The sequence below is a fragment of the Salegentibacter agarivorans genome, from assembly GCF_900113135.1.
GTDB lineage: Bacteria > Bacteroidota > Bacteroidia > Flavobacteriales > Flavobacteriaceae > Salegentibacter > Salegentibacter agarivorans.
This window is the reverse complement of the sequence record NZ_FOOH01000001.1, coordinates 352,396-365,434: the sequence shown is the minus strand read 5'-3', so window position 1 is coordinate 365,434 and position 13,039 is coordinate 352,396. Positions and strand designations below refer to the sequence as shown.

General features: G+C 35.1%; 13 protein-coding genes. 4 read left to right on the top strand and 9 right to left on the bottom strand.

Features of this window, described 5'->3' with window-relative positions; all coding sequences use genetic code 11:
• Positions 1–311: 311 nt before the first annotated feature.
• The 9 genes from BM084_RS01490 to BM084_RS01450 form a co-directional block, all read right to left on the bottom strand.
• Complete coding sequence (locus tag BM084_RS01490) at positions 312–1,598, bottom strand: nucleotide sugar dehydrogenase (protein WP_093302276.1); 1,287 nt, start codon at positions 1,596–1,598, stop codon at positions 312–314.
• A gap of 82 nt (positions 1,599–1,680) precedes the next feature.
• On the bottom strand, positions 1,681–2,676 hold the full coding sequence (locus tag BM084_RS01485) for an SDR family oxidoreductase (RefSeq protein ID WP_177195637.1): 996 nt from the start codon (positions 2,674–2,676) through the stop codon (positions 1,681–1,683).
• A 608-nt stretch (positions 2,677–3,284) separates the two neighbouring features.
• On the bottom strand, positions 3,285–4,541 hold the full coding sequence (locus BM084_RS01480) for a sulfate adenylyltransferase subunit 1 (protein WP_093302470.1): 1,257 nt from the start codon (positions 4,539–4,541) through the stop codon (positions 3,285–3,287).
• 91 nt (positions 4,542–4,632) lie between these two features.
• Positions 4,633–5,538: a sulfate adenylyltransferase subunit CysD gene (gene cysD / locus BM084_RS01475; RefSeq protein WP_093302274.1), complete on the bottom strand. Its 906-nt coding sequence runs from the start codon at positions 5,536–5,538 to the stop codon at positions 4,633–4,635.
• Between the two features lies 1 nt (position 5,539).
• On the bottom strand, positions 5,540–6,133 hold the full coding sequence (gene cysC / locus BM084_RS01470; protein ID WP_093302272.1) for an adenylyl-sulfate kinase: 594 nt from the start codon (positions 6,131–6,133) through the stop codon (positions 5,540–5,542).
• A 142-nt stretch (positions 6,134–6,275) separates the two neighbouring features.
• Positions 6,276–7,100 (bottom strand): 3'(2'),5'-bisphosphate nucleotidase CysQ, encoded by an 825-nt coding sequence (gene cysQ, locus BM084_RS01465; protein ID WP_093302269.1) that lies wholly within the window; start codon positions 7,098–7,100, stop codon positions 6,276–6,278.
• Positions 7,101–7,385: 285 nt separating this feature from the next.
• Positions 7,386–8,258 (bottom strand): glucose-1-phosphate thymidylyltransferase RfbA, encoded by an 873-nt coding sequence (gene rfbA, locus BM084_RS01460; RefSeq protein ID WP_093302267.1) that lies wholly within the window; start codon positions 8,256–8,258, stop codon positions 7,386–7,388.
• Positions 8,255–9,304, bottom strand: coding sequence for a dTDP-glucose 4,6-dehydratase (rfbB, locus tag BM084_RS01455; protein WP_245764318.1), 1,050 nt, complete (start codon positions 9,302–9,304; stop codon positions 8,255–8,257). The genes rfbA and rfbB overlap by 4 nt, the downstream gene beginning before the upstream one ends.
• Positions 9,305–9,432: 128 nt before the next feature.
• Positions 9,433–10,440, bottom strand: coding sequence for a LacI family DNA-binding transcriptional regulator (locus BM084_RS01450; RefSeq protein WP_093302262.1), 1,008 nt, complete (start codon positions 10,438–10,440; stop codon positions 9,433–9,435).
• Between the two features lie 229 nt (positions 10,441–10,669).
• On the opposite strand from BM084_RS01450, the gene BM084_RS19060 reads away from it, so the two are divergent.
• From BM084_RS19060 to BM084_RS01435, 4 genes are all read left to right on the top strand, one after another.
• Positions 10,670–10,819 (top strand): hypothetical protein, encoded by a 150-nt coding sequence (locus tag BM084_RS19060; protein ID WP_177195636.1) that lies wholly within the window; start codon positions 10,670–10,672, stop codon positions 10,817–10,819.
• A gap of 159 nt (positions 10,820–10,978) precedes the next feature.
• Complete coding sequence (locus BM084_RS01445; RefSeq protein WP_075326524.1) at positions 10,979–11,299, top strand: phosphoribosylpyrophosphate synthetase; 321 nt, start codon at positions 10,979–10,981, stop codon at positions 11,297–11,299.
• 98 nt (positions 11,300–11,397) lie between these two features.
• Entirely contained in the window at positions 11,398–11,892 is a 495-nt protein-coding gene (locus BM084_RS01440) for a Dps family protein (RefSeq protein ID WP_075326522.1), read from the top strand.
• Between the two features lie 7 nt (positions 11,893–11,899).
• Positions 11,900–12,781 carry a mechanosensitive ion channel family protein gene (locus BM084_RS01435; RefSeq protein ID WP_093302259.1) on the top strand — a complete coding sequence of 294 codons (882 nt, stop codon included), beginning with the start codon at positions 11,900–11,902 and terminating at the stop codon, positions 12,779–12,781.
• Positions 12,782–13,039 lie beyond the last annotated feature (258 nt).

Genomic DNA, 13,039 nt, shown 5'->3' with positions numbered 1-13,039 from the left:
CTTCAATTCATTACATCTTTGCCAACATTCCAGACTTTCAAAACTATCAGCCATTTGTTATTCGTTAAATCGTTAGTCGTTAATCCGTTAGTTCGTGGATTTGTTAGTCCGTATAACATCTCCCTATTAATCCAAATAACTTTAATTATATATCAATTTTCGATTTTATCAATTCCAAATTACCGGCCCTTTAATCTCGAATCCAAAACCAATATTCCCGAATCACGATTTAACAAAGTCCCGATTAACCAAATCACCAATCCCAAATTAACGACCCTCGATTCCCGATTCACAAATTAACAGCTATCGGTCTAAAGCTTTTTATCACACCTATCTCCAAGCACTCCCTTCACATCATAAACAACGGTATTCCCGTTTTTTAGCTGATCAAGGTCCATTTCCAGAAATTCTTTATGGGCTACTGCTAAAACTACAGCATCAAATTTCTCATTCGGAACTTCCTTAACTGTTTTAAGTCCGTATTCGTGTTCTACTTCTTTCGGGTTTGCAAGTGGATCATAGATCGTAACATTGGTACCATATTCTTTAAGGTTCTTAATTACATCTACCACTTTGGTATTTCTAACATCCGGACAATTCTCTTTAAAGGTGATGCCCATCACTAAAATATTGGCACCTTTTACTTTTTGATCGTTCTGAAGCATTAATTTCACAACTTCTGAAGCTACATATTGCCCCATAGAATCGTTCATCCTCCTACCGGCAAGAATAATTTCGGGATGATATCCAATCTCCTGGGCCTTTTGAGCTAAATAATATGGATCCACACCAATACAGTGTCCCCCAACCAAACCGGGTTTAAAAGGAAGGAAATTCCATTTTGTTCCAGCAGCTTCCAAAACATCCTGGGTATCTATTCCCATCATGTTGAAAATCTTTGCCAACTCATTTACGAAAGCAATATTGATATCCCTTTGAGAATTTTCAATAACCTTTGCAGCTTCTGCCACTTTAATAGTGGGTGCTAAATGCGTTCCGGCAGTAATGACTTCAGCATAAAGATCATTTACTTTCTTTCCTATTTCAGGAGTAGAACCGGCAGTAACCTTCAATATTTTATCTACCGTATGTTCTTTGTCTCCCGGATTTATTCTTTCAGGTGAATACCCTACAAAGAAATCTTCATTAAAAGTAAGTCCGCTATGTTTCTCCAGTACGGGTACGCACTCGTCTTCAGTAACACCGGGATAAACAGTCGATTCGTAAATTACTATATCTCCTTTTTTCAGGACTTTAGCAACGGTTTCGCTGCTTTTATAAAGTGGAGTAAGATCTGGACGGTTGTTTTTGTCTACCGGAGTTGGGACGGTAATAATATAATAATTACAATCTGAAATATCTTCTAAACTTGCCGAGCAAAATAAACCTTTGCCATCTTTAAAGTTTTCTTTCGGCACCAAAGTTGATTGAAGCACATCGTCTTCTACCTCTAAAGTAGAATCATGTCCATTCATTAACTCTTTTACCCTTGCTTTATTTATATCAAACCCAATTACGGGATATTTAGTGGCGAATAATCTGGCTAATGGTAATCCTACATATCCTAGACCTATAATTGCTATCTTTTTATTATTCATTCTATTTTTATTGTTCTTGATTTGTGACGCTGTAAACCTGTAACCTTATGATGGTTTACTCCCTGGTTACTTCATTACAACTTCACTTTAAATTTTCCCAATACCAGGTCACAGCCTCCTTTAAACCATCATCAATTCGATGACTAGGCTTGTAGCCCAGTAAATTTTTAGCCTTTTCTACCGAAGCCAAAGAATGCGGAATATCCCCTGCGCGATTAGGTCCGTTTTTAACTTCTACATTTGCAATTTCAGGGTCAAAATTAGAAAGATGTTTTTTTAAAAACTGCGTTAATTCAACCAAATTAGTTCTGTCCCCTACCGCAGTATTATAAACCTCATTTACTGCTTGTTCATTTTCCGTGGTCAAAGCAAGTAAATTCATTTGAATTACATTATCGATATAGGTGAAGTCACGGGAATAGGTGCCGTCGCCATTTATCACCGGACTTTCGTGTTTCATAAACTGCATCACGAATTTTGGAATAACGGCCGCATAAGCCCCATTTGGGTCCTGTTTTCTTCCAAAAACATTAAAATATCTTAAGCCTATAGTATCTAATTTATATGCTTTCCGAAAAATATCGGCATAGAGCTCATTAACATATTTGGTAATTGCATAAGGAGAAAGTGTTTTCCCTATTTCATCTTCAACCTTTGGAAGTTTTTCTGAATCTCCATAAGTAGAAGAACTAGCAGCATAAACAAAACGCTTCACTCCAGCGTCTCGTGCTGCAACTAACATATTAAGAAAACCTGAAATATTTACTTCATTACTAGTAATTGGATCGGCAAGAGAACGTGGCACAGAACCTAAAGCTGCCTCGTGCAGTACGTAATCTACATTTTCGCAGGCCTTATGGCAGGTTTGGAGATTACGTATATCCCCCTCAATTAACTTAAAACTCTTGTGGTTTTTAAAAGCATCAAGATTATGCTTATGTCCGGTAGCAAAGTTATCTAAACAAACTACCTCAGCATTTAAATTTATTAGTGTTTCACATAAATTGGAACCTATAAATCCAGCTCCCCCTGTTACTAAAATCTTTTTACTTTCTAATTTCTGCTGAAACTCAATCATTCGCGGGCTTTAAATTAATTTTTTATCGCTGGCAAAGATAGAATTTATTGATGAGGCTATTGCTAAAGAAACCTTAAAGCTTTTAAAACGTTAAAAATTTTGTGAAAGATAGTTTCCTGACTTTTTAGTTGAATTATTAATTGGGATGGTTAAGAGTTGACTTGTGAAATGCTGGTAAGTACCGAGCTTAAGCGCTTATTATTAATGATATAAAAACTTAATATATCAATCCAGTAAACTAACTGTAGATTAGTCAAAATGGTGAATTCGTCTTAGTCGGTAGACCTTAGTCTTTAGACAATAGTTTTCTATAAATCTAAAGACTAATAGCTACAGACTATCCTCTGATTCTATTGGTGAATTCGTGGCTTTTCACTTTGCAGTAATAAAAGCGCCTTTGAAATCCCAAACAAAAAACCTTAAACGAAAAACTGACATCCAACAACCGAGAACGAAAAAAAAGATTGCCACACCGGCAAAAGCCGGTTGCGCAATGACGATAATAAGAATATTTGTGAATTGGTGGCTTTCATTTTTCAACAATAAAAGGCCCTTGAAACCAGAACGAAAAACTGACAACCGAGAACAGACAACCGAGAACAGAATTCCTAAACCACCATCCCCGCCGCAACGGTTTCATTTGTATTTTCATCTATTAAAATAATACTTCCTGTATTTCGGTTTTCGCGATAAGTATCCAACATCATCCTTCTGGTAGTTCTTATTTTAACCCTGGCAATATCGTTCATAGCCAAGTCCTGATTAGTCTTATCCCTTTCAAAAGTATTGATATCTATTTTATATACCACCTCTTTGAATAGTGCTCGCTCTTCGTGAGAGGTGTGCACTATTGTATATTTCGCTCTTGGTTTAGCAGGGTCATTATTCAACCAGCATAGCATAACATCAAATTCCTGTTCCATTTCTGGCTGGTTGTTTTTCCGTACAATCATATTTCCTCTGCTTACATCTATATCATCTTCCAGGGTCATTGAAATACTCATGGGTGCATAAGCCTCCTGAACTTCATGCTCCCCGGCATTGATGGATTTAATTTTTGATTGAAATCCTGAAGGCAATACCGCTACTTCATCACCCACTCTATAAATTCCGCTAGCGATTCGCCCGGCATACCCGCGATAATCCCTGAAATCTTCATTTTGGGGTCTTAAAACTGTTTGCACGGCAAAACGAGCGTCTATTTTATTAATATCACTGCTTATATGAAGATTCTCCAATGTGCTTAGCAAAGTACCTTCCTGGTACCAGTCCATATTTTTTGAGCGGTTCACTACATTATCTCCCAATAGGGCACTAATAGGAATAAAACGAACATCTTTCATCAATAGTTTGGAAGAAAATTCTTCAAACTGTCCTATAATTTTATTATATACCTCTTCTGAATAATCTACCAGGTCCATTTTATTGATGCATACAATAAGATGCGGGATATTCAATAAAGAGGCGATAAATGAATGTCGCTTGGTTTGTTCTATTACTCCGTGACGGGCATCAATTAAAATCACCGCGGCATTAGCGGTAGAAGCGCCCGTAACCATATTTCTGGTATACTGGATATGACCAGGGGTATCAGCGATAATAAATTTACGCTTTGGGGTGGTGAAATATCTGTAAGCTACATCTATGGTTATGCCTTGTTCCCTTTCGTCTCTTAAGCCATCAGTAAACAATGCCATATCAATACCATCGTGTCCTTTTTTTGCGCTTGTCGCCGTTATTGAATCAAGTTGATCTTCAAAGATCGACTTGGAATCATATAAAAGCCGCCCGATTAAAGTGCTTTTACCGTCATCTACACTTCCTGCGGTGGTAAATCTTAAAAGTTGGTTGTTATTTATTTCCATTTTATTTCTAATTAAGGATGCCATCAGTACTTTCTTATGAATGACATATCTGAATAGTTAGACCCTGAAACAAGTTCAGGATGACGTTTAATTAAAAGTAACCCTGTTTTTTTCTGTCTTCCATTGCAGTTTCAGAACGTTTGTCATCTGAACGATCACCTCGCTCCGTTTTTCGCATTGCTGAAACTTCAAGTGCTATTTTTTCAAGGGTGTCGGCATCAGATTCTATTCCACCAGTAATAGTAATATCTCCCAGGGTTCTAAACCTGATTTTCTTTTTCTCTACTTTTTCTCCTTCTTCCAGCTTTAAATATTCTGAAACAGGAATCCAGGAGTTACTTCTGAAAACAACTTCCCGTTCGTGAGCAAAATACAAAGAAGGAATACTAATATTTTCTCTTTTTATATAATTCCAGACATCCATTTCAGTCCAATTACTTATGGGAAAAGCCCTGAAATGTTCCCCTTCAAAATGTTTTCCATTTAAAAGATTCCAAAGTTCAGGTCGCTGATTTTTAGGATCCCACTGTCCAAAATCGTCACGATGACTAAAGAAACGTTCTTTGGCCCGCGCTTTTTCTTCATCCCTTCTTCCTCCGCCAATAGCACAGTCTACTTTATTAGTTTCAATTGCGTCAAGTAAAGTGGTAATTTGAAGTGCATTTCGGGTGGCATTTTTACCTTTTTCTTCGGCTACTCTTCCCTGGTCTATTGAATCCTGAACAGAACCTACAATTAATTTTACACCGAGCTTTTCAACCAAATCGTTTCGGAACTGGATGGTTTCAGGAAAATTATGCCCGGTATCAACATGCATTAAGGCAAATGGGATTTTGCTTGGGTAAAAAGCTTTTTTCGCTAAATGGGTTACCAGAATAGAATCTTTTCCTCCCGAAAACAGGATTACAGGATTCTCAAACTGTGCCCAAACCTCTCTTAATATATAGATGGCCTCCGACTCTAACTCGTCTAAATAATTTAAATAATATTTGCTCATTTTACTTTAATTCAAGTTTCTTTTGTAGCAGATTTACAATTCTATTAGCCGCTTCTTCCAGATTTTCCTTTTCAGTATTTATTTCAATTTCTGGGTTTAAGGGTTTTTCATAAGGAGAATCAATACCTGTGAAATTTTTAATTTCTCCCGCTCTTGCCTTTTTATACAATCCCTTTACATCTCGCTTTTCACAAGTTTCTAAACTTGTATTTACAAAAACCTCTATAAAATCATCCTTTCCAATAATCTCTTTCACCATATCCCTATTAGTTTGCTTCGGACTAATAAAGGAAGCCAGCACCACAGAGCCCGAATTAACTAAAATCTTGGCTACTTCAGCTGCCACCCTAAGATTTTCTTCCCTTTCTTTATTGCTAAAATTCAGTTCTTTATTTAATCCTTTTCTTAGACTATCTCCATCTAAAATAAAAGTCTTAACTTTTGCTTCATAAAGTAGTTTCTCCAACATATTCGCCAGGGTAGATTTTCCCGAACCCGATAAGCCAGTAAACCAAACTACAAACGAAGTATGGTTATTTAGTTTATTACGCTCTTTTCTACCCAGGGAAAAATTAAATGTTTGGATATTACTCATATTATCTTTTCTAATTTTCAACAGAAAAAACCATCAGATTTTGCCGCTGATTTTAAACTGAATATCTTGTGAGGATAATATAAACGCATTTCTATTACAATTTCTAAAGAACCTGCATTCCTCCATTGTTTAATTAAAGTTCTTAGGCTAGATTTGAAACTACAAAGGAATTATTCAACAATACTTTTCTATTATAAACCATTTCTTTCTCCGTTTGTTTATCGATTACTTTTAACCCAACAGCTTTGCAAATAGCGTGACCGGCGGCCGTATCCCATTCCATAGTTGGTCCTAACCTTGGATAAACATCTATAAGTCCTTCTGCCATCAGGCAAAATTTAAGAGAACTTCCTTTCGGAATTACATTAACCTGCTGCTCATATTTTTCTTTAATCGATTCAATGAAGCTAAGCGTCTCTTTATTAATATGAGATCTACTCCCTGCCACATTAATAGTTTTTTCAACAAAACCTGGAGAGATTTCATGTGCCTTATTTATCAAACCTTCAATTTCATTTTCATTATTAATCAGAATCTTAAAAGACTTACCTTCCTTAACATCCCCATAATAAAGCTCTTTACTTACCGGAATATAGATCACCCCAAAAACCGGCAGGTTATTCTCAACAAGAGCAATATTCACTGTAAACTCACCGCTCTTTTTTATAAATTCTTTGGTACCGTCTAATGGATCTACTATCCAGCATTTATTCCATTTTTTTCTTTCAGAAAAAGCAATTTCCTCATTTTCTTCACTGATTAGAGGTATCCCGGTAGGTTGTAAATAATTATTTATTATATCATTAGCCGATTTATCAGCGAGTGTTACTGGTGAATCATCATCTTTAAGCTCCACACAAAAATCACCATTTTCGTAAACTCTCATTATTTCTAAGCCCGCTTTTACAGCGGCTTTTATTGCCACAAGGAAATCCTGTGAAACATTATTTTGAACTTCGCTATTCATACATTTACTAATTGGCAATACTGTAATTACTTCGCAAATATAATATTTCCCATAAGTCTATCGAATTAATAGGGTTTTAAATATTGAAATTTTTAAAATTCTAATTCAAGGCTTATTTTCTTTGTGAAATACAATAGAATAAAAGATTTAACTAAATAAAAATCAGAATACCTTAATTGGAAGGAGCATAATCAATAGACTTCCGTTAGACTGAGTGAAGATTTTAAAGGTTTTCTTACAAAAAAAACCAATAGTGCAGGATAAATCAATATGGTATATACTAGCTCATCTTACCAAATTCAATAAATATTTCCCGTATTCACTTTTCTCAAGCTCCACCGCCAGTTTTTGTAATTGAGCTTTATCTATATACTTTTTTCTGAAAGCAATTTCCTCAGGACAGGCAATTTTTAAACCCTGTCTTTTTTCGATGGTTTGTACAAAATTAGAAGCTTCTAACATAGAATCATGAGTGCCGGTATCCAACCAGGCGTAACCACGGCCCATAATTTCTACCTTTAATTCTTTTTGATCTAAATATGCCTGGTTGATACTCGTGATTTCCAACTCTCCCCTCTCGCTTGGCTCACATTTTTTCGCGATTTCAATAACTGAATTAGGATAAAAGTAGAGTCCGGTTACCGCAAAATGACTTTTGGGTTTTTCCGGTTTTTCTTCGATGCTTAGTGCATTCCCCGTTTCATCAAAATCTACTACACCATATCTTTTTGGATCATTTACGTAATATCCAAATACAGTAGCCTGGCCGGCTTCTTTACAGTTTCTAACCGCATTCTCCAATAAACCGCTAAATCCCTGCCCGTAAAAAATGTTATCTCCTAAAACAAGGCATACGTCCTCACTTCTTATAAAATTCTCTCCAATAATAAAAGCTTCAGCTAAACCATTTGGCTTTGGTTGTTTCTCGTAAGACAAATCAAGCCCCCAGGCTTCTCCATCTCCCAGCAGTTTTTGAAAGTTAGGAAGGTCTTCAGGAGTTGAAATAATAAGAATTTCCTTTATACCCGCCAGCATTAAAACAGACAACGGATAATAAATCATTGGTTTATCATAAACCGCCAGCAATTGTTTTGAAACACTTTTGGTAAGTGGATATAAGCGTGAACCGGTTCCCCCGGCTAGAATAATTCCTTTCATAAATACTGCTCTTTATAATACTCCTTATAACTTCCCGAAACAACGGCTTCTATCCATTTGGGATTATTTAAATACCAATCTACTGTTTTCATTAAACCCTCTTCAAAAGTAACTGAAGGCTTCCACCCCAGTTCCTTATTAATTTTACTGGCATCAATAGCATAACGTTTATCGTGGCCGGGACGATCTTTTATAAAAGTAATTAAGGCTTCAGATACTCCTTTACTTCTATTCAGTTTTTCCTCCATGATTTCACATAGCAACTTTATTAAATCAATATTCTGCCATTCGTTAAATCCGCCGATATTGTAGGTTTCTTTATTTTTGCCTTCGTGAAATACTAAATCAATAGCCCTGGCGTGATCTATAACATACAACCAATCTCGCGTGTACTTTCCATCGCCGTAAACCGGCAATGACTTATTCTCAATAATATTATTGATGAATAAAGGGATAAGTTTCTCGGGGAATTGATTTGGCCCGTAATTATTGGAACAATTGGAAATTACATAGGGTAAATTATATGTTTCTCCATAGGCTCGTACAAAATGATCTGAGGCTGCTTTGGAAGCAGAATAAGGGGAATTTGGCGCGTAGGAAGTTGTTTCAGTAAACAATCCTGTTTCTCCAAGAGTGCCGTAAACTTCATCGGTACTAATATGATAAAATAATTTATCTTCCAGGTTTTTTTTCCAGATCCCTAAGGCGGCTTCCATTAAATTTAGAGTGCCGGTAACATTGGTTTCTACGAATATTTTCGGATTGGAAATTGACCGGTCTACGTGAGATTCTGCTGCAAGATGAACTACACTATCAAATTTATATTTCTGGAATAGCGATTTAATTTTATCGGCATCAGTGATATCGGCTTTTAGGAAATGATAATTTTCGGCATTCTCAATATCTTTAATATTTTCAAGATTGCCGGCATAGGTTAAGGCATCTAAATTAAAGATCTGATAATTAGGATAATTGTTTACAAAAAGACGAACTACATGAGAGCCTATAAAACCGGCACCACCGGTAATAAGAATATTTCTTTTCAAAGATTTCATTTAAAAAAATATAGATTTCTTTTCAAAGATAGTTTTTCTAAGCACTTATAAAACTGTCTTTCAACCTGTTTTTGACAATAAAACTTCGAAGGCTGGAATCGATTATTATCGAAGAAAGCCTAAAAATCTGTAGATTCTAAATGAATTAATTTAGTATTAATGGTTTTATTTATTGGTTGTTTCCCGGCAATACGATTTTCTATTCTATTCACTAATAAATCTACCGCTTGTTCTCCTATTTCTTCCGGAAATTGCTCTACATAACTTATAGATGGCGTTAAAAAGCGCGCTACATCAGCATTTAAAAATCCAATTACTTTTAAATCTTTTGGGATACTAATTTTATTCTCATAAGCCAATCTATAGACCATCATCGTACTTACAAAATCTGTACACAAAATTGCCTCTACCTTATCTTCAACCAGGAGTTTCTGTGTTTTTTCCCTTAAAGAATCAGGTTTTGAAGAATTCGCAATATAAAAATCATCCTGGTTTTTAAGAGCATTTCGGTATCCGGTAATTCTTAGTTTCCCCACACCTAAATGATGTATTGAAGTAGCAATTCCTATTTTTTTAATTCCCCGAGCTTGGAGCATACGCGTTGCTTCTTCCAAACTATATTCATCGTCTATACCAATTTTATCTACCTGTAGATCCAGGTTAATCCTATCGTATAAAACAACCGGAATATCATAATCTACAAGATTAAAAAGATGATCGTACTCCTTTTTACGTTGTGTTTCTTCTGAAATTGCTATAAGCACCCCATCTACAAATCCCGAGGTTAGCATCTCTGCAATCTGCTGTTCCCTTTCCAGCTTTTCATTAGAGATATAGGTAATCACCTGTAATCCACTTTTCTGGGCCCTGGCCTCAATACCTAATAGTACATTGGCAAAAAAAGTATTTGAAATATTGGGTATAATCACTCCAATAGTTCCGCTTTTACTGCTTTTTAAATTTACCGCCACAGGATTGGGGCGATAATTATGAAGTTTAGCAAGTTCCTTAACACGTTCTGCTGTTTTAGGGCTAATTTCAGGGCTGTCGTGCAAAGCTTTAGAAACCGTAGAAACTGAAACATTAAGTAATTTTGCCAGTTCCTTTAAAGTGATTTTATTTTTCATTTTGCTGAATTCTTAATAATGGAACGCTTTTCCTATATTTTATTTTAGCGAAATCGCTAATTTGCAAATATCCAATAAATTCGTGAGTTAAGAAACCCCTACTTCACAAAAGTTTTTTTGAAAGATAAAAAGGTTTTTAAAAATATTATAAATGTGGTTAGAAATATTAGTAACCAGATTCAAAATTGCTTCCTATTTATAAATTTGTTCTTCATTTAAATTTTTATTTATGAAATTCCGTAAATCTTACTGGCTTTACATAATTGCGGCTATTATCACCATTGTAGGCCTGGTCACCGGGTGGTATTTTTTTCTTCTATTGGTGTTTCCTTTAGGCTTTTTCAACTTCGGAAATAATAAAAATGAAGAAGATAATTGATAGCTGGTAAATCTTTGACACCGAAAATAAATATTCCCGCTGAAGCCTTTAAAAATAAGGCTTCATAAGGAGTTAAACTTATCCTAAACAGCATTTTTAATTTGCATATGAGGGCCTGTAAACGTAATTTAACATTAATAATCAATCAAACAATTTAAGATGAAAGATTACGGAACGCTTTCCCAGGCGATAAACAAATTAAAATTAGAAGAGGGTTATGAACACGATTTCAACCTTCTTGACGAAGAAATAGAGCTTAAATCTAAAGACGAAACTTTTGGAGTAGAAGATTTTGACGTAGATAAGGTTTTACGTTTTGAAGGAATGAGTAATCCTGATGATAATGCTATTCTTTATGCCATAACTACCTCTAAAGGTTACAAAGGAGTTTTAGTTGACGGCTATGGAATTTCCAGCGGCCAGGTTTCTAAAGAAATGATCGCAAAGCTTGATTTAAAAGATAACCGCCCTATTAATTAAGCCTCGTTAAACTTCTATTAAATCAGTCTTTTTTATTGGCTGATCCATCAAACTATTATATTTTTGTATTGAATTTTTAAAAACCATAAATTAAAACTATGAGCTATTTAGGACTCGATAAAGAAAAAACAAGTAAAACTGTAGAGGAATTAAATGTTCTTCTTGCAGATTATCATTTATACTATCAAAAACTTCGCAATTTTCACTGGAATGTAATTGGGAAAAACTTTTTCGATTTACACGAGAAATTTGAAGAATTATACGATGATGCAAAATTGAAAGTAGATGAAATTGCTGAACGTATTCTTACTTTAAGATATACACCAATTAGTAATTTAACCGATTATCTTGAAGCATCTAACCTAAAAGAATCAAAAGCAGATTTAACCGATTATGAAATGATCGAGACCCTGCTTAAAGATCACGGGACTTTACTTAAGCAAATGCGCTCTGTTGTAGAAACTGCAGATAAAGCAGGTGATGAAGGTACTATAGATTTAATTGGTGCTTACATTAGAGAGTTGGAAAAAACAAGCTGGATGTTAGATGCCTGGAAAATGAAAACTACAGACTCTCATAAGTCCAGCAAATAATTAAAGATTGGAAGACGAATTTAACCTTAGAGAATCCCTAGAAGGGATCACCGCAAAGTTAGTAAGTTGGCTTGATGCCTTAATTTTAAATCTACCCAACTTCTTACTTGCAATCCTGGTTTTTATAATATTTATTTTCCTGGCTAAATATACCGGCCAGTTATTAAGTAAACTACTGGGAAAACGGGTTAAACAAGATTCTATAAGACAAATAACCGTTAAGGTGAGCAAGGCAATTGTGATCCTTATCGGTTTTTTTATTGCCCTTGGCATTTTAGACCTTAATAAAGTGCTTACTTCGGTGCTAGCCGGTGCAGGGGTTGTTGGTTTAGCTATAGGTTTAGCGCTACAGGGAACCTTAAACAATACATTTTCGGGAATTATTTTAAGTTTTTTACCCGAACTTCAAATTGGCGATTGGATAGAAACTAATAATTATGCCGGGGAAGTAACCGAAATAAACCTTAGAAATATAGTTGTAAAACAAGCCGATAACAATTACGTAGTTATTCCCAATTCTAAAATTGTGGAAGAACCTTTTAAAAATTTTTCCAGAACCAACCGCTCTCGCGTAATGCTAAATTGCGGCGTAGGCTATTCTTCTAACCTGGAAAAAGTAAAAGAAATGACGATTGAAACGATCTCTAAACATTTCCCTTCTCGTGGAAATGAGCAGGTAGAATTTATGTTCACTGAATTTGGAGATAGCTCCATTAACTTTGTAGTTCGCTTTTGGACTGATGTTAAGAAAAACCGGGACATTTTAGTTGCCCGCGATATTGCTATTATTGAAATTAAGAAAACTTTTGACAAGAATGGTATCAATATTCCATTCCCTATTAGAACTATCGATTTCTCTAATACTTTGAATATGAAAAAACCTGAATAACCTTAACCTTTAAAATCAGTTACTACGTTTTTCATTCTTTATTCAAAGATATTTTTCAGGCAAATTGTCCTGGAAATTAAAGGAATAATTTAATCTCCACTTCCCTTCTTAAAGTGGAAATTCTCAACTGAATTAATTTTGCTAAACCAGAATTATTCTCTTGAAAATCATTCAAAAATGATTTCTTTATAATTTTAGTAATGCCTGAAGTCCAACTGATTTAGACATATAAGTACACTAAAGTACAAAAAAAAGCTG